A 25133-nucleotide genomic window follows, 5' to 3' on the forward strand; every position below is an offset into this window, starting at 1 on the left:
AAAATGCCGGTTACACCCCTTGGAATGTGGCGTTCAAAACCCCATCCTATAAAGACTCGCGTCAGGGAGTCTCATAATGAACGTCCATTCCACACCCAAGACTAAAGGCTATGGAATCTCGGTCGAGCCGCTGACTGGTCGGATCGCGATATACCGGGATGAAATTCTTCTGGCCGAAAGCTCCAATGCCAAGGTCATGTATGAAACGCGGCTGCCCGCGACGATTTATGTGCCGCGCGCGGATGTCTGCGTGGACCTTGGCGAAGAAACCGAATTGCAGACCTTTTGCCCCTTCAAGGGCACGGCCACTTATCACGACGTCATTCTGAATGGCCAGCGTTTGACCAACTCTGTCTGGGCTTATGAAGAAGCGTTGCCAGAAAGTATCGCCATCCAGGGATGTGTCGGCTTTATGCCCAACGCCTACACACATGTCGATCTGGGGGACAACACCCTGCGGGAGCCTGAAGATGGTAATATCAGCGGCCCGCTGATCGATTGGTTAATGCGCGGTGCGTCTGATAATGGCACTCCTGAAGACTTTACCAAAGCGCTGGCCGAAAAAATGTTAGAGCACGGTATTGCGATTCAACGCCTCAGTATTCTGGCGTGGTCCCTGCACCCCCTCATTGCGGGCAAGCACTATATTTGGGAAAAAGGCGAGGACGAAATTTCGACCAATGTACCCACCTATGAAATCCACGACCATCCGGCTTATATCAACAGCCCATTGCGCCACGTCTCGAACGGGCTGGGCGGCGTGCGTCAACGGCTGAACGACGATAACCCTCATAACAGCTTTCCGATTATGGAGGATCTGCGGGCCAAGGGCGCGACTGACTATGTCGCCATGCCTTTGCCGTTCTCGGATGGCCGGACCAATGTTCTGACCCTAACCTGCGATCACCCGGACGGATTCACCACAGAAAACCTTGGGCTGGTCTTCGAATGCTCCGCCGTGATTGCCCGGTATTACGAGGTGTTCATGCAGCGCGAAAACGCGCAGGTTCTACTGGAAACCTATGTGGGCAAACGCTCTGGCGCGCGCGTGTTGGGCGGCGAGATTCGGCGCGGCGATGGCGATGAGATTGACGCCGCGATCATGTTCTGCGACCTGCGAAATTCGACAAGTCTGGAAGAACAGCTTGGGCGCACTGCCTATATCAATCTGCTGAACGATTTTTTTGAAACCGTATCGGGCATCGTGCATGAAAACGGTGGAGAGGTTTTAAAGTTTATCGGCGACGCTGTGCTGGCCGTCTTTCCCGAAGGTGAAAATTCAATCGTCGCAAGAGGCAACGCGCAAAAATCGGCCGTCGAAATCGTTGAGAAGCTCGGCGAGTTGCGTCTTGCCGGAACTGACGCCCATTGCGATTGCTCAATCGGTGTTGCTTACGGGCGTGTCACTTACGGCAACGTCGGCTCCCGTGAACGGCTGGATTTTACTGTTATAGGACAAGCTGCGAATGTTGCTGCCCGCCTTGGGGAATACGGAAAAACAGTGGGGCACCGGATTGTCGTCTCAGCCGATATTCAACCCGCTTGCGCCAATGCCCTGCCGCTTGGAGACGTCAAACTGCACAACGTATCGCGGCCGGTAACGTCCTATGCACTGAGGACATCAGCAGACGCCGTGCTGAACGCCTGAACCTTCAGCCAACGGCGCTATCCACCCAGCAAGATCAGCGCGGTTTGCGCCGGGGATATCGTGTTTTGCAACTGGGCAATTTGGCTGCGCGCCAAATATTGGTCCGTCAATGTGGCAACAGCAGCCTCATCGGTGAATTGCGCCAGATCATCTGATCCGGTCAGGCGTGACAGCCTGTCCTTGAACACTTCAAGCTGCCTGTCGATGTCCAGCTGACCAAAGCTGGACGGCAGACCAAGCGCCGTCTCCATCATGCTGCGCAAGGGCGGTTGGCCCATCAGATCGAACCACTTGGTGTCCCCGCTGCTATCCTGCGCCGCCAGTTCCGACAATTTATGCTGGGTATAGAGCGAAATGCGCATCGCCTCGTCCGCCTGACCCACAGCTATCTCGAACCGGGAGACCACGTTGTCCTGCGCAATATCCTCCATAAACGTGATCAAACCCGTTCTGCGCACTTCGCCGGGACCCAAGCCAAATGCCTCGGAAAACTCGCGATAGCGCTTGTCGGCCAGTCGGTTAGACAGCGCGTCATCAGCGGTGGTGCCGTCGGACAAAATCCTCTGGATGAAGTACCGGTTGTTGATGTCTCCCTCTAACCCAAAGGCCCCCAACGCAACCTGCAACAAACGCCGGTCCGAGACCAAATCTTCGGCTGTTTCCACATTGCCGATATTCTCAAGAAAGTACTGCCTTTCCCGTTCATTGACAGCCGAGGACGAAAAGCTTTCAAGCTGCGCCTCATACGTGCGTTGCAGAAAGCGCCAGCCAACGATGCCACCTGACGGGACGACCGGCTGAAAGGTCATTGCTGATACGCCATCAACCGTTCCTCGCGCGGCAGCAAGGCGCGCAGCGATTTCAGACATTTATAATACTGCTCGGCCAGCAAAGCCTCGGTGGCTTCAGACAACACCCGACGGCTGTCTGCATCAGTGAACACCTGGCTCAATTCCTCTACCCGGCGCAAAAGCTGTTGCCGAGCGTGGTTTGGCTCTATATCGCCTGACAAAACAAGCTGGGCGGCATAACACACCCGCCGCACCGGAGTGTTCACTTCATCCGGATGAATGGCATCACGCAGACGTAGCACGTTCGCGTCCGGCGTCATGATCGAGAACCGGCTGCGGCGATCCCCATTCTCAACGACCACGCCGTTGATCAGCACCCTCTCTTTCGGGGCCAATTTCAGAACCAGCCCCCCCATCAAGTTGCCCCCATCTGCCGCAGGCCACGCAGGACAGCCATGTTAATCTCAAGCAGAGGCTCGACGGTGGCCTTGTTGCCCAACACCTGACTGCTGTGCTGTTCCGTGAACTCTGCCAGGTAGAAGATCCGCGCGCGCAATTCATTGGGCAGAGCGTTGTCGGAATCGGATACGCCGGTTGCCAGAACGGTCCACAAGCGACGGTTTTCGTGCAACGCCTGAACGAACCCGCCATAGTCGGCCTTGCGCCGGGCGGCCGCGGCCTTGAGCCGATGCGTGATCTTGGAAATCGCCTCGTATTCGGTGTCGCGCGGGGTACGGGTCGGGGCGGCGGTCTGCGCATAGGCACGTTGTGCAAGAGTTTGCGGTGTCACTTGAAATCCTTCCAATTGGCCGTCGTTGGTCATTCATGGTCGGGGCGCATTTTAACGCCCCGACCAGGTTCCGGAGATTAACGGAACAGCGACAGGATCGACTGCGGCGCCTGGTTGGCGATCGACAGCGACTGAGTGGCCAGCTGCTGCTGTACCTGCAGGGCCTGCAGACGGGCCGAGGTCTCTTCCATGTCGGCGTCAACCATCGAACCGATGCCGGACTTGAACGAGTCGGTCAGTTTGGACACAAAATCCTGCTGCGTCTCAATACGACCCTGCGCCGAGCCAAAGGCCGCCGCCGCGTCAATCGACGTGTCGATCAGCGATTCAATGGTGCCCAAAGCGGCTGACGCACCTGCACTGGTGGAAACGTCAATCGAAGACAGGGCACCCAGACCACCTGAACCAGCGTTTGTGAACTGACCGCTGACTGTCAGGTCGTTGCCGCCGCCATTGGTAAAGTTGAGGGTGCCGGGCGTACCGCTGTCATAGTCAACGGTCAGACCGGCGACTCCCAGCTCATCAACCTTCGCTTTCAGCGCAACCGCAACGATATCGGCTGTAGTCGTGGACGCCGCGTCATCCGCTGTAACAGTGTAGGACACAGTCTGATCACCTACGGACAGACTGACGCTGTCCCCGGCTGCAAAAGCCGCACCATTCTCGGCGATTTCGATCTGTTCGTTGCCGCCACCATTGTTGAGCGCAATGGCCACGGTATCACCATTGGCGGACGCACCCGCCGAGCTGCCCGAGAAAATGTCATTGGCAGTATAGCCACCGGTCGACAGGTCCTGACCAGCTACGGTGATGGATGAAGGGGTCACGCCACCCAGGTTGTCACGATCCAACGACGCCAGGATCGAGGCAGACCCCGCCGAGCCATCCACAAGGTTGAGCCCGTTGAACTGGGCCGCACCCACAACCGACTCGATCTGATCCCGCAAGGCGGTCACGTCATCGTTGATCTTGGCCCGGTCGACGTTGTCTTCCTGCGCCGAGACGATCTTCTCTTTCATCTGGGTCAACAGATCGGTCACGGTTTCCGACGCGTTTCGCGCCACCGCAACGGTCGATTCACCCAGCGCCAGGCTGTCCTTGATCGCGTTGAAGCCCTTAACGTCGGATTCCATGACTTTGGAGATCGCCCAGACGGCCGAGTTATCCTTCGCGGTCGCGACGTCCTTACCGGTCGAGATCGCGTTCTGGGTCATTTCCAGATTCTTGTTGACCGATTTCAGGGTTTGCAGCGCCACCATTGCGCCATTGTTTGTCAGAATGCTGGACATAGCTTTCTTCCTTTTCCGTTCGGGCCCTTTGCGCCCATGCTTACCCCGCACCACTGGCGGGCTTTGACGTCTTTCTGATCCGTGCGATCCGCCGTCGGGCTGTTCGCGCCACCCGCTGTTTCAGGTGCCCGGCCACCTTTGCCCCTGATCTCCTAACGGAGTGCTAAAGCGCGCCAGCCAGAAGATTCGGATTTGAATCAAACCCGCTGCTATGCCCGTTTTTCCAGCTTTGCATTGCGCCGCACGGTGAACCCGTTGCGTTGCCCATCCGCGCCATAGGTGCTGAATTCCTGCCGAACACGGCGCAATTCGGCCATCCGACTGGCCACAGCGCGAATCCCCTCGGCGGCGCTGTTCAACAATGCCTGGTTCCGCTCGACCTTTTTTTGCAGCCGAATCAACTCGGCGCTCTCAAAGACCTGAAGCTCATTTATCGCACCGATCAGTTTTTCTTTTTCAGGTGCCATGTGATTCAACCGATCCAGATCGCCGTAGACCAGCGCGGTGCGCTCAAGGTCCAGCACTTCTTCTAGGGATCGGATCAGGTCGGTGTCAGTTTTGGTCGACATTGGTTTTCTCCATCATGGACTGAAACAGAATCTCGGACAGGCCAATGCCGCTGGATTCGGCCAGCGCGCGGGCCTGATGCTGCATGAGGAAGGACGAGAATCGGTCTTCTCCAGCGCCTCCACCAAAGGTGTCGCGTGACTCGCCCAATCCCGAGGATTTCAGCATCTCGGCCAAAAACGCGGCCTCCAGCTCAACGGCAGCAGCCTTGAGTTTCTCAGTTGTCGTTGGGGGGTGTGAGGTGGGAAGGCTCGTAGAAATCTTCATCGCTTTCTCCGAAATTTGCATCGAACTTTCTCGATCAAAGGTGAAAGCGGTTAAAATAAATGTAACTTCCTGCGGGCAGATTTCCGGTCAGACAAACGGAGTCGGAGCAAAATGCCCAACCCTCTTTCAATGATGATGTCAGCGCCGAACACCGCCGTGAAACCCAATCCCGCACGGCCAGAGGCGCGTGAACCCAACGGGGCAGCAACCTTTCAAACTGTCATGGAGCAGGAGACAGGCCCACAATCTGGTGAACCGGAAGCGGCTGACCTTCTGGTTCAGGAGCTCGATGCAGAAAGTGTGTTGGAAGGGACCGATACAGAAGGCGAGGTCTTAGACATCACTGTAGCGTCCGAAGATCAACCGCCTATCGAACTACATCTTTCTAAACCACAAACCGCTCAGCACCCCGTGATTGAGGTGCAGGTTGCGAAACCCAATTCAGCGCCCATCGGGATTGTCACAGACGCCGAACCTGTCCAGGGCGGTGACTTGCGCACTACAATCATCGAATCGCAAGGAACAGAAACACAGACCGCAGTTCCTCCGGCTATTCAGACCCTGATCTTGGGGGCTGCGCAATCGAATGTACCAGCCGAAACCACCCGCAAACCGCAAAATGTGGTGCAGGCTTGGACACCTGCGGAACCGCGCCCGAAACAGATCCCTGAGCTTTCGGCCTTCGCTAAGCCGGGCCATGACGCAGCGCAAGAACCGCCCCCGCCTCGCCCGACCACGCAGCAACCAACGCCGCCGGATCGAGCGCCATCCGTCGTACAGATGCAGCTTATGGCCGTTGAGAAAACGGCAGTTGAGGCGGATACTCAGCCGATCCCCGAGATTGAAGACGCGCAGGCCGCCAGAGAAACCTCTGCGGTGCAATCGGCGCGTGACTCAGGGGCGGCTGCGCAAGCATTGACCACCTCGGCCCGCGCGGAAACGGCGCGCGCCATTGCAAGCCAGATGGCGACCGCTATCAATGTGCGCTCGCAGTCCGGTACCATCGAAGTGGCGCTTAACCCCGAAGAATTGGGCCGCGTTTCGATCGTATTGAATGGCCGCGACGATGGCCTGCACCTGACCATCACGGCAGAGCGCCCCGAAACGCTAGACATGATGCGCCGCCATATCTCGGATTTAGAGGCTGAATTTAAGAACTTTGGACTGGGTGACCTGTCGATTGATCTGGGCAACTCCGCAGACACGCAACGAGATGAGTCCGATCGCGCGGAGGACTCTCAGTATTCGGCCCGGAACTCCGAGCAAACCACAGACGCAAGACCGACCCCATCACGGCTGAGCCCCGATGGGAGGATAGACATGAGGCTTTGACCATGATTTCGCCAACGCAATCCACGACTCAGACCAACACGCAATCTCAGGCCACGCCTCAGTCATTGGCGACCTCAGTCGCATCGGATTTTGACACGTTCCTTCTTCTGATGACCACCCAGGCCCAGAATCAGGACCCGTTGGAGCCGATGGATTCCACCGAATACGCCTCGCAACTGGCGCAATTCTCGATGGTCGAGCAGCAAGTACAGGGCAATAATCTTTTGTCGGAATTGGTGCTGTCATTGGGCGGCACAAAACTGGAAGAACTCGCCAGTTGGGTCGGTATGGATGTCCAAACAACTGAGGCGTTTCGTTTTGATGGCGAGCCAGTGGCCTTGTCCGCGCAAGCCGCTCCTTCGTCCGATCGCGCGGTAGTTGTGATCCGGGACGGCGACGGCAAGGTGATCGACAGGGTCAAAATCTTGCCAACTGAAACCGGATTTGACTGGGCCGGCACGGCAAGCGACGGCAGCCTGCTACCGACAGGCAACTACTCAGCCACTTTGGAAAGTTATGATGGTGAGGAACTGCTGTCGGTCCAGCCGGTCGCATCCTACAATAAGGTGGTCGAGGCGCAGGTCGACGGCGACTCTGTCCTGCTGACATTGGAAAGCGGCACGGTCGTTCCGGCCGGGATGGTAACTGCGGTTCGCACCGGAGCTTGATCTGCAGGTCGCGACAGGCCAAACCAGTGCAACCTGCGATTCGCTTTTTGTACCGGTGAACCCTCTGCCTCAACCGACCTGCCCCCCATTGGATCTTGTTGACGACCTGCGCAGTCAAAATTTGATTGCGACGGATGCTCAGTTTCAAAAACTGTATGGCGGACGCACAAATCAAGTCTGGAAAGTGCTTGAGGAAAACGGTGGAAAGGTTCTGAAACTTTATCGTTCCGGGTTGCGCAATCCGTTGTTCCGCAACGACCCCATGCTGGAGGCGAATTGCTTAAAAGACCTGGCACATACAGGTTTTGTGCCGCGGCTGCGCGCGACGGGTCGGCACGCGGACGGTCACTGGGTATTCTATGATCATGCGCCGGGCTCGCCCTGGCGCGAGGGGTCGGCTCAGGTGGCAAGACTGCTGTATCAGCTTCATACTCTGGATCTGTCCATTGATGCACCCAAAGGATGCAACGGCAGTGAGGATCTGATCCAGCACGGGCAGGACATTCTTGCAGGCTGTACGTCGATGGCGCGGCACCGTCTGGACCGCATGCGTCCTGACGAACAAGTCCCACCAACTGCCCGCACCTGCCTGATTCACGGCGACCCGGTTGCCGGGAATGTTCTGGTCGCGCAATCAGGATTGACCCTCATCGACTGGCAATGTCCGGCGCAGGGTGACCCGTGCGAAGACCTAGCCCTGTTTCTGTCGCCTGCCATGCAGCATTTGTACCGGGGGGAAGTGTTGACCCAAGCGGAAGAAACACAGTTTCTGGCCGCTTATGGCGACTCGGGTATTGTGGAGCGGTTCCAATCCCTGCGCAGTTTGTACGCGTGGCGAATGGCGGCCTATTGCCTGTGGCGTGCCGAAAACGGAGCGCCGGACTATGGGGTGGGGTTCGAATTGGAGTTCGCAACGCTGTAGCCGTCACATATCCAACAGGGCCATCACCGCATAAGCAGGGGGCATCAACACGCGCCGCCAACGCCCAAGTGGAAACCGCCCCGGGGGACGCGAAATCGGAGCAGGAAGCCCAGTATCTTGCCCCAGCACCATTCGCGCCAGCGCCCGCCCGCAATAAGTCCCCATCGCCACTCCGTTTCCATGATAGGCAAAACCGGCGAACAGGTCCGGGTGATCCGCAACTGGCCCGGCATAGGGAGTTAGATTCCGCGACAGACAAACCATGCCGGACCACATATTGGTGACGTCAACCTCTGACCATTCAGGAAACATCTGCCGGAAATTCTGCGCTGCTTTTTGACGAATGGAGGTCTCGGCCCGTGGTGACGACAGCAGACCACCACGCATCCCGAATAGAAACCGCCGGTCCGGCATCAGCCGGAAATAGTGCAGCAGGTTGCGCGTGTCATAGGCCATCTGATCGGTGGTCCAACCCTGCGCCTGCATCTCGGATTCGGACAGGGGACGGGTCACCAAAACCGTGGATTGCGCGGGCATGTAGCGTCCCGACATCCAGGGCGGCAGGTCCTCGCTGGAATAGCCATTGGAGCAGATCAGCACCTTCTGTGCACTCACTCGACCCGAGAGCGTGTGAACATCATAACCGGTCGTGGTTCTTTCAAGCGTCCGAACCGGGCTGTTCTGGAATAATTTCACTCCCTGCACCTTGGCCACGTGCGCCAATCCGAACAGGTATTTTCGGGGGTTCAGGGCAAATCCGACCGGGTTGGTATATCCGCCGTAAAAGCCGCTGCCAAAGCCAAGCCCCGGCAGCTCGCTGGGCTCGTGCAGGGTGCCCGTGGCCTCGGCTTCGCGGCGTAGTTTCTCCATCGCTCGGGCGGTGTGGGCCAATTGGGTCTCGCCTTTGGAATGCACGTCCGCGTCGATGTTATGAGCTCCAAGCATATCAGAAACGAGGTGAACCGCGTCCTTTTCAGCCTGCGCATAATCACGCGCGGCGGCTTCGCCGAACTGGCGCACCATCGCGACGTGGCTGAGTTTCGATCCACCCAAGCAACAGAACCCGCCATTGCGACCCGAAGCCCCCCATCCGGGTGTTTCCGCCTCTAGCACAGCGACCGAGACGCCAGCTTCGGCGAGATGCAGAGCAGCAGAAACTCCGGTGAAGCCACCACCGACGATGGCGACATCGACGCTCAGACCAGCTTGCAGTACCGCCCAGTCCGGGCTGGGAATCGTCTCATCCCACCAGCAGTTGGTCCGTGGGCCGGAACCATAGGTATAGGCGGGGAACAGCCGTTTCATCCGGTCCGTGCCGCAGCCATTTCATCCTGCTTTTGACGCATCATCGCGCGTTTCGTGACCAATGAGGCGGTGATGACGCCCACTGTCACAATCGCGATCATGATCGTGGACAGCGCGTTAATTTCGGGACTTACCCCCAAACGTACGGCTGAGAATATCCGCATCGGCAAAGTCGTCGCTGACGGTCCTGATGTAAACGAGGCGATCACCAGATCATCCAGCGACAGGGTGAAAGCCAACAACCAACCTGAAATCACCGCAGGCGCAATAATCGGCAAAGTTACCAAACGAAACGCCTGCGCCGGAGAGCATCCGAGATCCAGCGCGGCCTCTTCCAGCGACTGATCAAAGGTCACTAGGCGCGAAGAAACCACAACCGAAACGAAGCACATCGAAAAGGTTGTATGAGCCAGAACGATGGTCAGGATGCCCCGGTCCAATCCGATACCGATGAACAGCAACAACAGCGACAGGCCGGTGATGACTTCGGGCATGACCAGCGGCGCATAGATCATGCCAGAGAACAGGGTGCGACCAAAGAAACGCCCACCCCGCACCAGCACATAGGCCGCAGCCGTTCCCAAGACGGTTGCGATTGTCGACGAGAAAACGGCGACGCGCAAAGTCACCCAGGCCGAATCCAGAAGCTGCTGATTCTGGAAAAGCTCACCATACCATTTGGTCGAGAACCCTGCCCAGACGGTGACCAGTTTGCTTTCGTTGAAGCTGAAGATGATCAGAATGATCATCGGGATGTACAGAAACGCGAACCCCAGCGTCAGCGAAACGGTGTTGAACCAGCTTAGCTTGTTCATTGTTCAGCCTCCGCCTGTTTTTGCTGGTTGCGCTGGAACAGCACGATCGGAATCACCAGGATCAGCAATAGAACCACCGCCACGGCACTGGCCACCGGCCAGTCGCGGTTCGAGAAGAACTCTTCCCACAGCACCTTGCCGATCATCAGCGTACCCGAGCCGCCCAACAGCGAGGGGATCACGAACTCACCAATCACCGGGATCATGACAAGGAAACACCCGGCGATAATACCCGGGCGCGATAGCGGGATCGTCACCAGCCAGAAGGCTTGCAGGCGGGAACAGCCCAAATCTTCGGCAGCTTCGATCAGCGAGCCATCCATCCGTTCCAGCGACGAATAGATCGGCAGGATCATGAAAGGCAAATAAGTATAGACGATGCCGATATAGACCGCGGTTTGCGTGTTCAGAATCGTCAGCGGGGTTGAGATGATACCCGTCCAAAGCAGAAGCTGGTTCAAATAACCCTCGTTCGACAAAATACCCATCCATGCATAGACGCGGATCAGGAATGAGGTCCAGAACGGCAGGATCACCAGCATCATCAGCGTGGGCCGCCATTCAACGGGCGCGCGTGCCATGCCGTAGGCGATCGGGTAGCCCACCAGCAATGTCAGAAAGGTCGAGATCACCGCGATCTTGACGCTGGACAGGTACGCCTTCCAGTACAGATCATCCTCGGTCAGCCAGACAAAGTTTTCAAAATCCAATTGGCTGAGGAATTCTCTGATCCCGGCCCAACCCTGTGATAAGTCCAGTGTCGGAGTATAGGGCGGGATGGCAAGCTCGGTGTCCGACAGCGAAATTTTCAGGACGATGAAAAACGGCACCAGAAACAGTGCCAGCAGCCAGACATAGGGAACGGCTATCAGAACCGCGCGGCGCATCAGTTCGCCAACAAAACCGCAGCCGTCGCTGTCCAGGACAGCCAGACCGGGTCTTCCCAAGTAAATGACCGGCGCGAGATACGGCGGGTGTTGGCCGTCTGCGCCTTGATAATCGTACCATTGGGTAGCTCGACGTGATAGGTGGACAGGTTGCCCAGATAGGCGATGTCATGCACCTTGCCCTGTACCGCGTTGATTGCATCTGCCGGGCGATCTGCCGAGATTGTCACTTTCTCGGGCCGGATTGCCAGATGGCACGCCTGCCCTTGCGAAAATCCGGTGGCAGAGGTTGCGGTTAACGGCGCCTGCCCTTCAGCCCAGTCGATTTGATAGGTATCTTCGCCATTGGTCGAGGCGCGGCCTTCAATGATATTCACATCGCCGATGAAATCCGCGACATAAACCGAGTTCGGATTTTCATAGATACGATCCGGCGTGGCGACCTGCATCAGCTTGCCCTGATCCATCACGGCGACGCGGCTGGCGACGGTCATTGCCTCTTCCTGATCGTGGGTCACGATCACGAAAGTGGTGCCGGTCTTCTCCTGAATGTCCATCAGCTCGAACTGCGTGTCCTGCCGCAGTTTCTTGTCTAGCGCGCCCAGCGGTTCATCCAGCAACAGCAGTTTCGGCGCCTTAGCCAGGGACCGCGCCAGCGCCACACGCTGCCTTTGCCCGCCAGAGATCTGATGCGGCTTGCGACGGGCGAATTGTTCCAGCCGGGTCAGGCGCAGCATCTCTTCAACGCGGTCTTCCAAATCGTGCTTGGGCATGTTGTCCCGACGAAGACCAAAGGCGATGTTTTCCCAAATGCTAAGATGCGGAAACAGCGCGTAAGACTGGAACATCATATTCACCGCCCGCTTGTTCGGCGGGATCGGGTCGATATCCTGACCGCCAAGGATGATGTGCCCTTCGGTCGGTGTCTCAAACCCGGCCAACATCCGCATCATGGTGGTCTTGCCGCAGCCGGACGGCCCCAGCAGGGCAAAGAATTCTTTTTCGAAGATATCCAGTGACAGATTGTCGATGGCCGTGAAAGCCCCGAACCGTTTGGTGACATTCTGGAATTGGATCAAAGGTTTCGCCTGCGGGTCATCCCACGGCGCAAAGACATCAGAGTTCAAAACCGCCCCCGTTCATCGGTCTGGAAAAGAGTGCAGGGCAGCCCATACCGCCCTGCACAGACAACCGGTCAGGTGCCCGATTTGATCTTGGTCCACATGCGCGTCACGACACGCTGCGTTTTCGACGGGTATGGCGTCGTAATGTAGAGGTTCTGCATCGTTGAATCATCAGGATAGATGGCAGGGTCACCGATCACATCTTCCTCGAGAAACTCCTGTGACGCCTTGTTGCCGTTGGCGTAATACACATAGTTCGACGCGGCAGCCATGTTGTTGGCATCCAGAATGAAGTCGAGGAATTTATGCGCGCCTTCCGGGTTCGGGGCATCTGCCGGGATCGCCATCTGGTCGAACCACATCAGCGAGCCTTCGGCAAAGGGGTGGTATTCGATATTCACGCCATTGTCAGCCTCAGCCGCACGATCCCGCGCTTGCAGAATGTCACCTGACCAACCGACTGCCACGCAGATATCACCGTTCGCCAGTGCGTTGATGTATTCCGAACTGTGGAACTTCTGGATATGCGGACGAACGCTGACCAGAACCTCTTCGGCTTTCTTGATAACATCCGGGTCGTGGCTGTCAGGGTCTTCGCCGATATACTGCAATGTCATCGGAATCATTTCGGCAGGCGCGTCCAGGAAATGCACACCACACGAGGCAAGCTTTTCCATGTTCTCTGGCTTCAGCACCAGATCCATGCTGTTCAACGCAACGTCATCACCCAAGGCTTCTTTGACCTTGTCTACGTTTACGCCAATGCCCGTCGTACCCCACATATAGTTTATCGAATAGGCGTTGTTGGGGTCATATCCTGCGGTACGCTCTTGAATCACGTCCCAAAGATTGCCCGCGTTTGACAGCTTTGCGGCGTCCAACTCTTGAAATGCGCCAGCCTGAATTTGTCGTTGAAGGAAAGTTCCTGACGGCACGACCACATCATATCCCGAACCACCGGCCAGCATCTTGGTCTCCAGAACCTCATTGCTGTCGAACACGTCGTAGATCAGCGTCAGACCGGTTTCTTCTTCGAATTTGGCCAGAAGGTCCTCATCAATGTAGTCGGACCAGTTGTAGACACGCACCTCTTCGGCGAAGGCCGCCGAAGTCCCCAAGGCGATGATCGCTGTCATCGTCAGCGTTTTCAGTTTCATTTTCTTCTCCCTGCAAGTGTACGGGTATTTTCCCGTTTTTTTGGATTTGATCAAGTTTTGCGTTTTCCCTCGATCCCGCGTATGGTTTCACGAGGTTAGAAACCTGACAAGCCACCATCATCGGAAATAGGGCAAACCAATTGGATTTGATCAAAAATAAGGCACCCGGCACAAACGAAAAGGCTGAAAAACAGCCTGCGCATGAACAGGTGTATCAAACCCTCAAGGCGCAGATCATGTTCGGTGACTTGGTGCCCGGACAACCCGTTACGATCCAGGGACTGACTGATTCTCTGGGGGTTGGAATGACCCCGGTACGCGAGGCGATCCGCCGTCTGATCTCGGACGGGGCGCTGGTTTTTCAAGGCAACCGCAGGGTCAGCGTACCGCTGCTGTCCAAAGGCGATGTCGAGCAAATGATATTCGCCAGATTATCAATAGAATCAGAGCTTTCCAGACGCGCTACAACCAGCATGAGCAGCGCCGATATAGACCATTTGGAACGTATCGACCAACGGCTGGACCGCACCATCGCGGATGGGGATGTCAGTGGTTATCTGCAATTGAACCATACGTTTCACGAGACACTGTATTCTCATGCGGACGCCCCGATTCTGCGCGATCTCGCGGAAAGGCTCTGGCTCAGATTTGGGCCATCGCTTCGCGTGGTATGTGGTCGATTCGGCACTCAGAGCCTGCCGGATCGACACAAGGATATCATCACCGCCCTACGCGCAGGAGATGCCAAAGGGGCGGCAAAAGCAACTGCGCAGGACATTGAGCAGGGCATGGAACTGATGGCCGAGGCCCTGACCAATGGCTAGGTCCTGTCGATTCGATTGACAGAAAAAAATTTGATCATATTGTGTAGGCCAAACGCTCTTTCAGGAGATTTCCGGATGTCCACCATCACCAACCACATGCCCACCGCCGAATTGCAGGCGCTGGATGCTGCGCACCACATGCACCCATTTTCAGCCAATGGCTCGCTTGGAAAAGAAGGCGCACGCGTCATTACCCGTGCCAAAGGCGTCTATCTGACCGACAGCGAAGGCGAAGAGATTCTGGACGCCATGGCTGGTTTGTGGTGTGTGAACATCGGCTATGGCCGCGATGAACTGGCCGAGGTTGCGGCGCGTCAGATGCGCGAACTGCCCTATTACAACACCTTCTTCAAAACGACGCACGTCCCGGCCATCGCACTGGCCGCCAAGATCGCCGAACTGGCACCGGGCGATCTGAACCATGTCTTCTTTGCCGCTGGTGGGTCCGAAGCCAACGACACCAATATCCGACTGGTGCGCACCTATTGGGCCGAAAAAGGCCAACCGGACAAGAATATCATCATCAGCCGCAAGAATGCTTACCATGGATCTTCTGTCGGCTCGGCCTCGCTGGGCGGCATGGCGGGCATGCACGCGCAGGGCGGCATTCCAATCCCGAACATCCACCACATCAACCAGCCAAATTGGTGGGCCGAGGGCGGTGACATGTCGCCCGAGGAATTCGGCCTCGCCCGTGCGCGTGAGCTGGAAGAGGCCATTGAGGAACTGGGCGAAGATCGCGTCGCGGCCTTTATCGCAGAACCCGTTCAAGGCGCGGGCGGCGTGATCGTCGCGCCAGACAGCTACTGGCCCGAAATTCAACGCATCTGCGACAAATACGATATCCTGTTGATCGCGGATGAGGTGATCTGTGGTTTTGGCCGCACCGGCAATTGGTTCGGGTCCGAAACCGTTGGTATCAAGCCGCATATCATGACCATCGCCAAGGGTCTGAGCTCGGGCTATGCACCCATCGGTGGGTCCATCGTTAATGACGAAATCGCCGAGGTTATTGGCGGTACCGAGTTCAACCACGGCTACACCTATTCCGGCCATCCGGTCGCCGCCGCCGTTGCGCTGGAGAACCTACGAATTCTCGAAGAGGAAAAGATCGTCGATCACGTCCGAGACGTGGCCGCGCCTTATCTGAAAGAGAAGTGGGAAGCGCTGGCCGATCACCCACTGGTAGGTGAGGCCAAGATCGTCGGCATGATGGCCTCAATCGCGCTGACCCCGGACAAAGCCAGCCGAGCCAAATTCGCGTCCGAGCCCGGAACCGTCGGCTATATCTGCCGCGACCGCTGCTTTGCCAACAACCTGATCATGCGCCATGTGGGCGACCGGATGATCATCTCCCCCCCACTGATCCTGACAACAGCAGAGATCGACGAGATGTTCGTGCGGATCTACAAGTCACTGGACGAGGCGCAGGCCGAGATCATAGCGCAGGGGCTGATGAAGGCGGCTTCCTAAAGGAACCTGCATTACGAGAAAGGGCGGCTTGCACGAGCCGCCCTTATTTTTGGAAATCCGACCGCGCAGTTTCGGTCTTGACCCAATTGACTGTTGTTACCTTTCACCCGGGTTAAAGTAGCCCCGGCTCCAGCAATCTTCGTACTCTCCCAACACTCTGGACAACCCTAGAAGCGAAGCAAAAAAGCGCGCGTACACATCTCGGGACATGAGCGGCTCGTTTTCGTCTAGCAACTGCACAAGTCTGGCAACGTCCGAGGCAAAGACTTCGTAAATTTCTTTGTCCGTGGATGTGGGGTCCAACGTCCAGATGTTGCGCGTGTCGTAGTACTTCGCTGGCTGTGGTTCGTCATCGGTCATAGAGCGGCCTCATCACTTTGAAGCACACTTGGGACCCATGATCCCGTGAACAATAGCGGTGGCAGGCAGTCACACGATATTGGCAACAACGACCATGTGTTTCCGACTAAGGCGCCTGAAGGGCGTTAATTTTCCCTGTTCCCCGACGATTTCACCTCAGCCGCTCCAGCAGCGTCAAACTGGCGTAGCCATCCGGCAGCAACCCTTGCGCCAGTTGATACTCCCGCACTGCGTTGGTGGTGTTTGGCCCGGCGCGCCCATCCACACCCTGAGTATCAAACCCGGCCTCGGTCAGCCGGGCTTGCAGTTCCTTTTTCTCGGTGAAGCTCAACACCCGATCCCCCCGCGGCCAGTCGGCTTGAAACGGGGCGCGGTCGGCAAGGCGGTCAGACAGGTGGCCGATGCCGATGACATAGGCATCAGCGCCGTTATATTTCTCGATTACGCCAAAATTGTCGAAAATCATCAGCGCCACGCCCTGCCCACCTGCGGGCAGCAGGATGGCCGCCAACCCATGATCCGGCACGGGCTTGCCGTCACGCCCGACCACACCGCGCGCGGCCCAGGCCGAGGGCAACAGGGTATGGTCCCGCTTTGCGCTTGCATAGTCGAACCCCTCGGGCAGGCGCACTTCGACCCCCCAGGGTTGGCCTTTGGTCCAGCCGTGGCGCGCCAGATAGGCGGCGGCGGAGGCCAGCGCGTCCGTCGGATCATCCGACCAGATATCGCGCCGACCGTCGCCGTCGAAATCCACCGCGTGATCCAGATACGAGGTTGGCATGAACTGCGTATGCCCCATCGCACCAGCCCAACTGCCGACCATGTTGCGGGGGCTGACATCGCCCGCTTGAATGATTTGCAACGCTGCGATCAGCTGGGTTTCAAAGAACTGCGCCCGCCGAGCGTCAAAGGCCAGCGTCGCCAGCGAACGGATCGTGTGGTCGCTGCCCCGGAACGTCCCGAACGCGGTCTCAAGCCCCCAGATCGCGGTGACGACCTCTTTTTCGACGCCAAATTGCGCCTCGATCCGGGTCAGGGTCGCATGATGGCGTTCCAGCCCCGCACGACCATTGGCAATCCGTGTATCCGAGACCGCAGAATCCAGATACTCCCAGATTGGCTTCGTAAACTCGGCCTGATTACGATCGCGTTCGACGATCTTCTTGTTATAGGTCAGGCCCGTCAGTGCCCGATCCAGCGTTGCGGGGGAAATGCCCTGTTCGAGCGCACGCTCGCGAAACGCCCCCAACCACGCCTGAAATCGCGCGTTTCCTTCGGTTGACACCCGATACTCCTTGGCTGTGGGCCGCACGACCGGTCGGAGGGATACCACCATATCGGCCGAGGCCAGCTGAAAGGTCTGCGACCCGTCCGCCGTGTTAAGGGATTCCGCCTGCACAATGGATGCCCATAATGCAGCGGCTATGATGCCACTTGTGCATTTACGCATTCCGAAAATCCTGATTACTGCTCGGGGTCAGGATAGCGCAAAACGTGAAATTCACAAAGGGCCCAGACCAAAACTTCTGACGTAAGCGGCCAAAAGGGATAAGCTGCTGGCATGACACCTTTTGCCGATCCCAAAGTGGCCGCTGCGTATGATGCATTGCCAAAGGAGGCCCGTTCCGGCGCACTGATCCTGCGCGATCTGATCTTCGATACCGCCGCGTCTTTACCGGCCGCGCAGCCTCTGCAAGAGGCGCTGCGCTGGGGGCAGCCCGCCTATCTGTCGCCAAAGGGTTCGACAATCCGGGTCGGCGCACATAAATCGGCCTGTTTTGCGATATTCGTGCATTGCCAAAGCCGGTTGATGGGCGATTTCACCTCGGCTTTTCCGGGTGAGGATCAGCTGGATGGCAACCGAGCCGTTCTGTTCGACGACCCCGCGCAGATCGATCCCACACGCCACGGCTGGCTGATTGCACGGGCGCTGACCTATCACCTCTGACGGCGTTTGCGTTCAACCTTGCGTTTGACCTTGTCTTTCTTGCGCTTGGTGCTGACCGCCTTGCGCCGGGTCGGACGGCCTTTCGGGCCACGACCGCGCGGCAGGGCCTGATCGTCTATCGACAGCAATTCCAGCTCCAGCCCGCCGGTGACGGGTGTGGCCTCGGTCAGGCGCACAGTGACGCGCTGGCCGATGGCAATGATCAGCCCGGTGTCCGAGCCCATCAGGGTTCCGGCCTCGCGGTCAAAATGGAAGAACTCGCGGCCCAATGATCGCACGGGCACCAGCCCATCTGCGCCGGTCTCATCCATTTTGACGAATGCACCAAACCGGGCGATGCCGCTGATCCGGCCCGAGAATTCATTGCCGACGCGCTCGCTCAGATAGGCCGCCAGATAGCGGTCGGTCGTATCGCGCTCGGCCATCATCGAGCGGCGTTCAGTGTCCGAGATATGGGTGGCCGTTTCTTCGAGACGGGCGATTTCATCCTCGGTCAGCCCGTCCTTACCCCAACCATGTGACGAAATTAGCGCGCGATGCACGATCAGATCGGCGTAGCGCCGGATCGGCGAAGTGAAATGCGCGTAGTTCCGCAGCGCCAGCCCGAAATGGCCAAAATTCTCGGGGTTGTAATACGCCTGTGCCATCGACCGCAGGGTTGTGAGGTTGATCAGTTCCGCATCCTCAGTCCCGGCGGCGGCGTTCAGCAGCGCGTTCAGATGACGGGTTTGTAAAACCTGCCCTTTGGCGAGGTTCAGTCCCGCCGCCTGCGCCGTTTCCCGCAAGCTTTCCAGCTTCTCGGGCGCCGGTTCCTCGTGCACGCGGAACAGCAGCGGGCGGCGCTTGGCGATCAGTGTCTCGGCGGCAGCGACATTGGCGAGGATCATGAATTCCTCGATCAGCTTATGCGCGTCCAGCCGTTCGCGGAAGGCTACGCTGGTCACTTCGCCCGCATCGCTGAGCACGATCTTGCGTTCCGGCAGGTCCAGTTCCAACGGCTGCCGCACCGCGCGCGCCTTTTTTAGAGCGGCATAAGCGGCATAGAGCGGTTTCAGCACTGGTTCCAATAACGGCCCGGTGCGGTCGTTGGGATTGCCATCGATAGCTTCCTGCACTTCGGCGTAATGCAGCGAGGCAGCCGAGCGCATCAGGCCGCGCACGAACCGGTGACCAATCTTGTTGCCGTCCGCGTCGATTTGCATCCGCACGGCGATACACGCGCGCGGAACGCCTTCGTGCAGAGAGCACAAGTCGCCCGACAGACGATCCGGCAGCATCGGCACCACACGGTCGGGGAAATAGCTGGAATTGCCACGTTTGCGCGCCTCTCGGTCCAGCGCGGTGCCGGGCTGCACATAGGCGGCGACATCGGCAATAGCGACCCAGATCACATGCCCGCCGGGGTTATTGGGGTCGTCATCAGAATGGGCGTAACACGCATCGTCATGATCTCGCGCATCCGAGGGGTCGATGGTCAGCAGTGGCATATCCCGCAGGTCTTCGCGCCCCTTCAGGCCCTCGGGTTTGGCCTTGTCGGCTTCGGCGATCACCTTGTCCGGGAAGTCGTCCGGGATGCCATGTTGGTGGATGGCAATCAGGGACACGGCCTTGGGCGCCGACGGGTCACCCAGCCGCTCGACAATACGCGCGCGGGGCAGACCCATGCGGTTCTTGGGTCCGGCTTGCTCGGCCTCGACCAACTCGCCATCCTTCGCACCCAGAACGGCCCCGTCGTGGACCAGCCATTCCGTCTGACCGGTCTTGTCGATGGGCACGATCCGCCCGCCCTCGGCGCTTTTGCGGAAGATGCCGACGATCTTGCGCGGGTTGGTGCCGATGCGTCGGATCAGTCGGGCCTCGTAATTGTGGTCTTCCTCATGCACCACAGTCAGGCGGGCCAGAATGCGGTCGCCCTCGCCCAGTGCCGGGTCGCTGGCGCGGGTGACGATCAGCACGATGGGTTCCACGCCCTCACCGTGCCATTCCAAAGGCCGTGCAAACAGGTCGCCATCCTCGTTCGGAGCCTTCACCTGCAACACACTGACTGGCGGCAGGCGATCCGGGTCGCGATAGCTGCGCTTGCGCTTTTCCAGATGCCCTTCGGCCTCAAGTTCCTTGAGGATGCGTTTCAGGTCGATCCGATCCGCGCCCTTGATACCAAAGGCCTTGGCGATATCGCGTTTCGAGGTCAGGGTGGGGTTCGCCGAGATCCAGTCAAGGACCTCCTGCTTGGTGGGGATGCGAGTCATAATTCCGGCCTAGCACGGCGGTGCGACGGCGTCATGACTAAAAAGGATCAGCGTTTCAGATCAGCTACTGTGTCGACATCGCGCAACTGATCCAATAGCGCCACGCGCGTGCCGGGAACCGAAGCCAGCGTATCGGCCAGTGCGTGTTCGGTCGACCAGCGAACGTTGCGGAACAAGCGCGGCGGCAACGCACCAAAGCGCTGCGCGCCAACCAGCCAGTACCCCCCGTCCGGTGCGGGGCCGAACACCATCTGGGCGTGACCCAGTGCCTTGAAAGCCTGCGCGATATGTCCCCGTGTGATGCCCGGAATATCCGCGCCGATCAGACAGACCGGCCCGATTGGCATGCCCCGCAGCATCCGCCCCATCCGGTCGCCAAGGTCCCCCCGCCCTTGCGCCGCGCGGGGCAGGTCAGCGGGCCAGATGCGACTAGTCAAACCTTCCCTGTCGGGGGCGACCGCCAGCACGATTTGCCAACGCGGGTCCCTCAGTCGTCGGATCAGTGACCGGGTCTGGTGCCGAAACCACCAGGCCGCTCCAACCAGGCCAATATCCCGCCCCAAGCGCGTTTTCACCCGGCCCGGGCGCGGTTCTTTCACCATGATGACCAGAGTGCGCTGCATGGATCAGGCGAAATAGTCCCGCAGGATACGTGAATAGATCGCTTTGAGTTGGTCAATCTGGGCCACCTCAACACACTCATCCACCTGATGCATTGTGCGACCAACCAGACCGAATTCGACCACCGGGCAGTGGTTCTTGACGAACCGCGCATCCGAAGTACCGCCGGTGGTCGACATCTCGGGCCGAATTCCGGTTTCCGCCTCAACCGCTTGCGCCACCAGATCGGACAGAGGGCCGGGCGGGGTCAGGAAGCTTTCGCCCGAGATTTTGATTTTAGTGTCGACCTCAACATCATATGCCTTGACCACTGCTGCGGCTTCGGCTTTCAGCCAGTCGCTCAGGCTCGCACCGGAATGCAGATCGTTGAATCTGATGTTCACTGCCCCGGTACACTGTGCCGGGATCACGTTGGTCGCCTGATTGCCCGTGTCGATATTGACGACCGCCAGTGTCGAAGCGTCAAAGTGATCCGTGCCCTGATCCAACTCGTGGCTGGCCAATTGATGCATCAGATGCGCCATGGCGGGCAGTGGGTTCTTGGCCCGATTCGGATAGGCCGAATGCCCCTGCACGCCCGTCACCGTGAACCATGCTGTCATCGAGCCGCGCCGCCCGATTTTCATCATCTCGCCCATCGTGTTTGGGCAGGTCGGCTCACCCACCAGACAGACCGACATCTTTTCATCCGCCTCGGCCATGTAATCCAGCAACGCGGTTGTGCCGTCCACGGCGTCGCCCTCCTCATCGCCGGTGATCGTCAGAATGACGGCCCCATCAGGCGGTGTGTCGCACACGAAATCCATAGCGGCAGCGGCAAAAGCCGCAACGCCGGATTTCATATCGGTGGTCCCACGCCCGTACATCACGCCATCGAGGATTTCCGCACCAAACGGAGGCTTGGTCCAAGCGGCCTCATCCCCGACCGGCACCACATCGGTATGACCGTTGAACCCAAAGCTGCGCGCATGGCCTTTGTCGCCCCACCGCGCGAAAAGGTTGCTAATGCCGCCACGGTCGACACGAGTGCATTCGAACCCCGCATCCGAGAGCCTTTTTTCCAGCAACACCAGAGCGCCACCTTCCTCGGGTGTGACCGATGGGCAACGGATCAGGTCTGCCGTCAGTTCTACCGGATCAGTCATTCTTGGGCCCCTTTGGTTCATTCGCGCACTGGATCGCGCACAGATTCAACGAATTGGACCAATTGCCAACCCCTGCCACCGCGAATCTTCGGGCTTTTTTGCTCTGGCATCAGCCTGACACCCCAATAAAACACGCGCCTTTCCCCTGCGATCACCTTGCCGCGCCGATCAAAATTGCGTTAGAGCCGCGCGAAACAGGTACTTGACGATGATACGCGCGCTATTCGCACTGATCTGCCTGACGTTCACGGTTCTTGCACAGCAAAGCCAGGCGCAGGCACTGAATGTCACCACGGTGACCCGCCCTCCGTTTTCCTATGTTGAAGACGGGGTTCAGACCGGGTTTTCCATGGACTTGCTTGCGGCGCTGGCGCAATCGTTGAGCTGGGACTATTCGGTCGATCGCGTCGAAGGGTTTGGTGACATGCTGGGCGCAGTGCAGGACGGGTCAGCCGATCTGGCCATCGCCAATATCTCGATCACTGCCGCGCGCGAGACGCAGATGGATTTCAGCCAGCCCATCTTTGAGGCCGGCCTGCAAATCATGGTCCCGTCCGATGCCGCGCGTCGACCATCGCTGCTGCAAGCATTGCTGTCGCGCGAGCTGTTTATCGCCATTGGTCTGGCCTTTGCCATCCTGCTGGGTGGCGGCATGCTGATGTGGGGATTTGAACGCCGCTCACAGCCCTATTTCGACCGCAAGCTGAACGAAGCCTGGTTTCCGTCCTTCTGGTGGGCGCTCAATCTGGTGGTGAATGGCGGGTTCGAGGAACGAATGCCGCGCACTCTGTTTGGCCGCCTGTTGGGCGTGGTACTGGTTGTCTCATCCCTGTTCATCGTCTCGGTTTTTACCGCCAGGATCACTTCGGTCATGACGGTGGATGCGATTACTGGCAACGTAAACTCAGTCAACGACCTGTATGGCAAGCAAGTTGGCACGATTTCAGGCTCAACCGCCGCGAACTTCCTGAACCGGCGCGAGATTGAATTCACCGGCTATCCGGGGCTGCAAGAGATGCTGACCGCATTCGAAAACAAGGACCTGAACGCCGTGGTTTTTGACGCACCGATCCTGTCCTACTATGCGGTGCATCAAGGGCGCCGGATCGCCACCATGACCGGCGGCGTGTTCCTGCGCGAAAGCTATGGCATCGCCTTCCCAACCGGATCGCCTCTGGTCGAAGATGTCAATCAGGCGCTGCTGGCCCTGCGCGAGGACGGCACCTATGACGAGATTTACCGCAAGTGGTTCGGGGTGCGGAACTAAGCCGGTTCCTCATCTCCAAAAAACGGCGTCATCTGTGCGACGATGACCGCGTTTTCGTCCAAAGCCCGCTGCATCAGCGCCCGTTCGTCCGGGTCGATGTCATGGCCCTGCGCCTCACGCTCGGCCAGAGTGCCATAGCCAGTGACATCCAGCGGAGCCGTATCGGCCTGCTTTAGGATCGCCACGGTTTCGCGCACGGCCTCGGCCTCATCCACACCGCTGGCAAAACACATCAGCGCCGCCCCGGTTGCGCCTTCGGGCAGGCCATCGCCATCCTTACGGCCGATCTGCACAAGCAGGGTATAGACTTGCTGACGAGAGGGTTTCTTTTGCTTTTCCATGCAGGGGGCCATAGCGGCGCGACCGCGCCCGGTCAAGCGATTGGGAATTGCGGATCCCATGCGACGCCACCATAGTGCCGGCACACTGACTACAAAGGACGCCTTCATGCCCTACCCTGATTTCATTACTGATTTTCCGCAACTCGACATACCTTTCCCAGACGACGTGGTGCAATGCGCAGTGATCCGATCAGAGTCTGGTCTGGTCGCGTTTTTCACCTTCCTTAAGGATTTCGAACTGCCTGCGCATTCGCACAAGGCACAATGGGGCACCGTGATCGAGGGCGAGGTCAGACTGACCATTGGCGAGGAAACCAAGACCTATCGCCCAGGCGACAGCTATACGATCCCCTCTGGCGTCGTTCATGGCGGCACGATCAAGGCCGGTTCCCGGGTCATTGACGTGTTTGAAGAGTCTGACCGTTATCCGATCAAGGAATAATGCAACAAAAAAGGGCTGCAGCAATGCTACAGCCCTCATTCAATTCTGCTTCCGGGATTAGTCGCGCAGCAGCTCGTTGATCCCGGTTTTCGAGCGGGTTTTTTCATCCACCCGTTTCACGATGACGGCACAATACAGGCTGACATTGTTCTTGGACGGCATCGAACCGGCAACAACCACCGAATAGGGCGGTACTTCGCCGTACATGACCTCACCGGTTTCGCGGTCGACGATTTTGGTCGACTTGCCGATGAACACGCCCATGCCCAGAACCGAGCCTTCGCGTACGATGCAGCCCTCGACCACCTCGGAACGCGCACCGATAAAGCAGTTATCCTCGATTATGGTCGGTCCGGCCTGCATCGGCTCCAACACCCCGCCAATGCCAACGCCGCCCGACAGGTGAACGTTCTTACCAATCTGCGCGCAGGACCCAACAGTGGCCCATGTATCAACCATGGTGCCTTCGTCGACATAAGCGCCCAGGTTCACGAAAGACGGCATCAGCACTACGCCCGGTGCGATATAAGCCGATTTGCGGACCACGCAGTTCGGGACGGCGCGGAAACCGGCGGCTTGCCAATGGTTCTCACCCCAGCCCGCGAACTTGCTGTCCACTTTGTCCCACCAACCACCGGCCTGAGGGCCACCGTTCTGGATTTCCATATCCTTGATGCGGAACCCCAGCAGAACCGCCTTCTTGGCCCACTGGTTCACATGCCAGTCGCCACTGTCGAGCTTTTCGGCCACACGCAGCGAACCACTGTCCAGCGCGTTCAGCGTATCTTCAATCGCTTCGCGGGTCTCGCCGGTGGTGGCGGGGGTGATGGTGTCGCGCGCCTCCCAGGCGGATTCGATGGCGGCTTCCAGTTGCGCGTTGGACATTTGCGGCTCCCTGCAG

At 58.4% G+C, this 25133-nt stretch carries 27 protein-coding genes; 9 read left to right on the forward strand and 18 right to left on the reverse strand.

The features are described 5' to 3' along the window. Positions 1-76 precede the first annotated feature (76 nt). Positions 77-1648, forward strand: coding sequence for a DUF427 domain-containing protein (locus tag ACR0LN_RS13425; RefSeq protein ID WP_480430268.1), 1572 nt, complete (start codon positions 77-79; stop codon positions 1646-1648). 17 nt (positions 1649-1665) lie between these two features. Here ACR0LN_RS13425 and ACR0LN_RS13430 read toward each other — a convergent pair whose 3' ends face one another. The 6 genes from ACR0LN_RS13430 to ACR0LN_RS13455 all read right to left on the reverse strand — a co-directional run bounded on the left by ACR0LN_RS13430 (position 1666) and on the right by ACR0LN_RS13455 (position 5352). Next, on the reverse strand, positions 1666-2517 hold the full coding sequence (locus tag ACR0LN_RS13430) for a DUF1217 domain-containing protein (protein WP_480430269.1): 852 nt from the start codon (positions 2515-2517) through the stop codon (positions 1666-1668). After that, positions 2454-2855 carry a flagellar biosynthesis repressor FlbT gene (gene flbT / locus ACR0LN_RS13435; protein WP_480430271.1) on the reverse strand — a complete coding sequence of 134 codons (402 nt, stop codon included), beginning with the start codon at positions 2853-2855 and terminating at the stop codon, positions 2454-2456. Before flbT ends, ACR0LN_RS13430 begins: the two co-directional genes overlap by 64 nt. Continuing rightward, positions 2855-3229: a flagellar biosynthesis regulator FlaF gene (gene flaF, locus ACR0LN_RS13440; protein ID WP_420585931.1), complete on the reverse strand. Its 375-nt coding sequence runs from the start codon at positions 3227-3229 to the stop codon at positions 2855-2857. The genes flbT and flaF overlap by 1 nt, the downstream gene beginning before the upstream one ends. A gap of 77 nt (positions 3230-3306) precedes the next feature. After that, entirely contained in the window at positions 3307-4518 is a 1212-nt protein-coding gene (locus ACR0LN_RS13445) for a flagellin N-terminal helical domain-containing protein (RefSeq protein ID WP_480430273.1), read from the reverse strand. Positions 4519-4727: 209 nt separating this feature from the next. Further along, positions 4728-5087: a flagellar biosynthesis protein FlgN gene (locus tag ACR0LN_RS13450; protein ID WP_480430275.1), complete on the reverse strand. Its 360-nt coding sequence runs from the start codon at positions 5085-5087 to the stop codon at positions 4728-4730. Further along, positions 5071-5352 (reverse strand): rod-binding protein, encoded by a 282-nt coding sequence (locus ACR0LN_RS13455; RefSeq protein WP_480430276.1) that lies wholly within the window; start codon positions 5350-5352, stop codon positions 5071-5073. The genes ACR0LN_RS13450 and ACR0LN_RS13455 overlap by 17 nt, the downstream gene beginning before the upstream one ends. A gap of 111 nt (positions 5353-5463) precedes the next feature. Between ACR0LN_RS13455 and ACR0LN_RS13460 the strand changes: the two genes are divergently transcribed. The 3 genes from ACR0LN_RS13460 to ACR0LN_RS13470 all read left to right on the forward strand — a co-directional run bounded on the left by ACR0LN_RS13460 (position 5464) and on the right by ACR0LN_RS13470 (position 8274). Next, on the forward strand, positions 5464-6684 hold the full coding sequence (locus tag ACR0LN_RS13460) for a flagellar hook-length control protein FliK (protein ID WP_480430278.1): 1221 nt from the start codon (positions 5464-5466) through the stop codon (positions 6682-6684). Between the two features lie 2 nt (positions 6685-6686). Beyond that, a complete protein-coding gene (locus ACR0LN_RS13465) occupies positions 6687-7352 on the forward strand; it encodes a flagellar hook capping FlgD N-terminal domain-containing protein (RefSeq protein ID WP_480430280.1) in 666 nt (221 codons plus the stop codon). A 121-nt stretch (positions 7353-7473) separates the two neighbouring features. Beyond that, positions 7474-8274 carry a phosphotransferase family protein gene (locus ACR0LN_RS13470; protein WP_480430282.1) on the forward strand — a complete coding sequence of 267 codons (801 nt, stop codon included), beginning with the start codon at positions 7474-7476 and terminating at the stop codon, positions 8272-8274. A gap of 3 nt (positions 8275-8277) precedes the next feature. Here the strand turns inward: ACR0LN_RS13470 and ACR0LN_RS13475 are convergent, their stop codons facing one another. The 5 genes from ACR0LN_RS13475 to ACR0LN_RS13495 form a co-directional block, all read right to left on the reverse strand. After that, positions 8278-9579, reverse strand: a complete 1302-nt coding sequence (locus tag ACR0LN_RS13475; RefSeq protein WP_480430283.1) for an NAD(P)/FAD-dependent oxidoreductase — start codon at positions 9577-9579, stop codon at positions 8278-8280. Next, on the reverse strand, positions 9576-10394 hold the full coding sequence (locus tag ACR0LN_RS13480; RefSeq protein ID WP_480430285.1) for an ABC transporter permease: 819 nt from the start codon (positions 10392-10394) through the stop codon (positions 9576-9578). The genes ACR0LN_RS13475 and ACR0LN_RS13480 overlap by 4 nt, the downstream gene beginning before the upstream one ends. Then, complete coding sequence (locus ACR0LN_RS13485) at positions 10391-11281, reverse strand: ABC transporter permease subunit (protein WP_480430286.1); 891 nt, start codon at positions 11279-11281, stop codon at positions 10391-10393. Before ACR0LN_RS13485 ends, ACR0LN_RS13480 begins: the two co-directional genes overlap by 4 nt. After that, positions 11281-12408 (reverse strand): ABC transporter ATP-binding protein, encoded by a 1128-nt coding sequence (locus ACR0LN_RS13490; RefSeq protein WP_480430288.1) that lies wholly within the window; start codon positions 12406-12408, stop codon positions 11281-11283. The genes ACR0LN_RS13485 and ACR0LN_RS13490 overlap by 1 nt, the downstream gene beginning before the upstream one ends. Positions 12409-12476: 68 nt before the next feature. Continuing rightward, positions 12477-13562: a polyamine ABC transporter substrate-binding protein gene (locus ACR0LN_RS13495; RefSeq protein WP_480430290.1), complete on the reverse strand. Its 1086-nt coding sequence runs from the start codon at positions 13560-13562 to the stop codon at positions 12477-12479. Between the two features lie 140 nt (positions 13563-13702). On the opposite strand from ACR0LN_RS13495, the gene ACR0LN_RS13500 reads away from it, so the two are divergent. After that, entirely contained in the window at positions 13703-14386 is a 684-nt protein-coding gene (locus tag ACR0LN_RS13500) for a GntR family transcriptional regulator (RefSeq protein ID WP_480430291.1), read from the forward strand. A 75-nt stretch (positions 14387-14461) separates the two neighbouring features. Next, on the forward strand, positions 14462-15859 hold the full coding sequence (locus ACR0LN_RS13505; protein ID WP_480430293.1) for an aspartate aminotransferase family protein: 1398 nt from the start codon (positions 14462-14464) through the stop codon (positions 15857-15859). Between the two features lie 96 nt (positions 15860-15955). Here the strand turns inward: ACR0LN_RS13505 and ACR0LN_RS13510 are convergent, their stop codons facing one another. After that, a complete protein-coding gene (locus ACR0LN_RS13510) occupies positions 15956-16219 on the reverse strand; it encodes a hypothetical protein (RefSeq protein ID WP_480430295.1) in 264 nt (87 codons plus the stop codon). A 151-nt stretch (positions 16220-16370) separates the two neighbouring features. Continuing rightward, positions 16371-17669 (reverse strand): lytic murein transglycosylase, encoded by a 1299-nt coding sequence (locus tag ACR0LN_RS13515; RefSeq protein ID WP_480430296.1) that lies wholly within the window; start codon positions 17667-17669, stop codon positions 16371-16373. Positions 17670-17780: 111 nt separating this feature from the next. On the opposite strand from ACR0LN_RS13515, the gene ACR0LN_RS13520 reads away from it, so the two are divergent. Next, positions 17781-18167, forward strand: a complete 387-nt coding sequence (locus ACR0LN_RS13520) for a DUF1801 domain-containing protein (protein WP_480430298.1) — start codon at positions 17781-17783, stop codon at positions 18165-18167. Here ACR0LN_RS13520 and rnr read toward each other — a convergent pair. The 3 genes from rnr to dapE are packed head-to-tail and all read right to left on the reverse strand — an operon-like array spanning position 18158 to position 22182. Continuing rightward, positions 18158-20416 carry a ribonuclease R gene (gene rnr, locus ACR0LN_RS13525; protein ID WP_480430299.1) on the reverse strand — a complete coding sequence of 753 codons (2259 nt, stop codon included), beginning with the start codon at positions 20414-20416 and terminating at the stop codon, positions 18158-18160. The two genes, ACR0LN_RS13520 and rnr, sit on opposite strands and share 10 nt — an antisense overlap. A 47-nt stretch (positions 20417-20463) precedes the next feature. Continuing rightward, entirely contained in the window at positions 20464-21039 is a 576-nt protein-coding gene (locus ACR0LN_RS13530; RefSeq protein WP_480430301.1) for a TIGR04282 family arsenosugar biosynthesis glycosyltransferase, read from the reverse strand. 3 nt (positions 21040-21042) lie between these two features. Beyond that, a complete protein-coding gene (gene dapE, locus ACR0LN_RS13535) occupies positions 21043-22182 on the reverse strand; it encodes a succinyl-diaminopimelate desuccinylase (protein ID WP_480430303.1) in 1140 nt (379 codons plus the stop codon). A gap of 208 nt (positions 22183-22390) precedes the next feature. On the opposite strand from dapE, the gene ACR0LN_RS13540 reads away from it, so the two are divergent. Further along, complete coding sequence (locus tag ACR0LN_RS13540; RefSeq protein ID WP_480430304.1) at positions 22391-23449, forward strand: transporter substrate-binding domain-containing protein; 1059 nt, start codon at positions 22391-22393, stop codon at positions 23447-23449. Here the strand turns inward: ACR0LN_RS13540 and ACR0LN_RS13545 are convergent. Beyond that, the gene (locus ACR0LN_RS13545) at positions 23446-23790 is read right to left on the reverse strand and encodes a hypothetical protein (protein ID WP_170388822.1); all 345 of its coding nucleotides are present in this window, start codon (positions 23788-23790) and stop codon (positions 23446-23448) included. The genes ACR0LN_RS13540 and ACR0LN_RS13545 overlap by 4 nt on opposite strands. A gap of 106 nt (positions 23791-23896) precedes the next feature. Here ACR0LN_RS13545 and ACR0LN_RS13550 point away from each other — a divergent pair, with 106 nt between their 5' ends. Continuing rightward, positions 23897-24232, forward strand: a complete 336-nt coding sequence (locus ACR0LN_RS13550; protein WP_480430306.1) for a cupin domain-containing protein — start codon at positions 23897-23899, stop codon at positions 24230-24232. A gap of 57 nt (positions 24233-24289) precedes the next feature. Here ACR0LN_RS13550 and dapD read toward each other — a convergent pair whose 3' ends face one another. Further along, positions 24290-25117: a 2,3,4,5-tetrahydropyridine-2,6-dicarboxylate N-succinyltransferase gene (gene dapD, locus ACR0LN_RS13555; protein WP_480430307.1), complete on the reverse strand. Its 828-nt coding sequence runs from the start codon at positions 25115-25117 to the stop codon at positions 24290-24292. Between the last annotated feature and the right edge of the window lie 16 nt (positions 25118-25133).

This window comes from Ruegeria sp. AA6 (assembly GCF_056542865.1).

Bases quoted from the DNA above. Each gene is read 5' to 3' on its own strand.
- ACR0LN_RS13445 (WP_480430273.1), bottom strand. From the start codon at position 4,518: ATGTCCAGCATTCTGACAAACAATGGCGCAATGGTGGCGCTGCAAACC.
- ACR0LN_RS13515 (WP_480430296.1), bottom strand. From the start codon at position 17,669: ATGCGTAAATGCACAAGTGGCATCATAGCCGCTGCATTATGGGCATCC.
- ACR0LN_RS13425 (WP_480430268.1), top strand. From the start codon at position 77: ATGAACGTCCATTCCACACCCAAGACTAAAGGCTATGGAATCTCGGTC.
- ACR0LN_RS13505 (WP_480430293.1), top strand. From the start codon at position 14,462: ATGTCCACCATCACCAACCACATGCCCACCGCCGAATTGCAGGCGCTG.
- ACR0LN_RS13485 (WP_480430286.1), bottom strand. From the start codon at position 11,281: ATGCGCCGCGCGGTTCTGATAGCCGTTCCCTATGTCTGGCTGCTGGCA.
- dapD (WP_480430307.1), bottom strand. From the start codon at position 25,117: ATGTCCAACGCGCAACTGGAAGCCGCCATCGAATCCGCCTGGGAGGCG.
- ACR0LN_RS13550 (WP_480430306.1), top strand. From the start codon at position 23,897: ATGCCCTACCCTGATTTCATTACTGATTTTCCGCAACTCGACATACCT.
- ACR0LN_RS13510 (WP_480430295.1), bottom strand. From the start codon at position 16,219: ATGACCGATGACGAACCACAGCCAGCGAAGTACTACGACACGCGCAAC.
- ACR0LN_RS13545 (WP_170388822.1), bottom strand. From the start codon at position 23,790: ATGGAAAAGCAAAAGAAACCCTCTCGTCAGCAAGTCTATACCCTGCTT.
- flbT (WP_480430271.1), bottom strand. From the start codon at position 2,855: ATGGGGGGGCTGGTTCTGAAATTGGCCCCGAAAGAGAGGGTGCTGATC.
- ACR0LN_RS13530 (WP_480430301.1), bottom strand. From the start codon at position 21,039: ATGCAGCGCACTCTGGTCATCATGGTGAAAGAACCGCGCCCGGGCCGG.
- ACR0LN_RS13475 (WP_480430283.1), bottom strand. From the start codon at position 9,579: ATGAAACGGCTGTTCCCCGCCTATACCTATGGTTCCGGCCCACGGACC.
- ACR0LN_RS13450 (WP_480430275.1), bottom strand. From the start codon at position 5,087: ATGTCGACCAAAACTGACACCGACCTGATCCGATCCCTAGAAGAAGTG.
- ACR0LN_RS13430 (WP_480430269.1), bottom strand. From the start codon at position 2,517: ATGTCTGAAATCGCTGCGCGCCTTGCTGCCGCGCGAGGAACGGTTGAT.
- ACR0LN_RS13455 (WP_480430276.1), bottom strand. From the start codon at position 5,352: ATGAAGATTTCTACGAGCCTTCCCACCTCACACCCCCCAACGACAACT.
- ACR0LN_RS13460 (WP_480430278.1), top strand. From the start codon at position 5,464: ATGCCCAACCCTCTTTCAATGATGATGTCAGCGCCGAACACCGCCGTG.
- ACR0LN_RS13540 (WP_480430304.1), top strand. From the start codon at position 22,391: ATGATACGCGCGCTATTCGCACTGATCTGCCTGACGTTCACGGTTCTT.
- ACR0LN_RS13520 (WP_480430298.1), top strand. From the start codon at position 17,781: ATGACACCTTTTGCCGATCCCAAAGTGGCCGCTGCGTATGATGCATTG.
- rnr (WP_480430299.1), bottom strand. From the start codon at position 20,416: ATGACTCGCATCCCCACCAAGCAGGAGGTCCTTGACTGGATCTCGGCG.
- dapE (WP_480430303.1), bottom strand. From the start codon at position 22,182: ATGACTGATCCGGTAGAACTGACGGCAGACCTGATCCGTTGCCCATCG.
- ACR0LN_RS13480 (WP_480430285.1), bottom strand. From the start codon at position 10,394: ATGAACAAGCTAAGCTGGTTCAACACCGTTTCGCTGACGCTGGGGTTC.
- ACR0LN_RS13495 (WP_480430290.1), bottom strand. From the start codon at position 13,562: ATGAAACTGAAAACGCTGACGATGACAGCGATCATCGCCTTGGGGACT.
- ACR0LN_RS13465 (WP_480430280.1), top strand. From the start codon at position 6,687: ATGATTTCGCCAACGCAATCCACGACTCAGACCAACACGCAATCTCAG.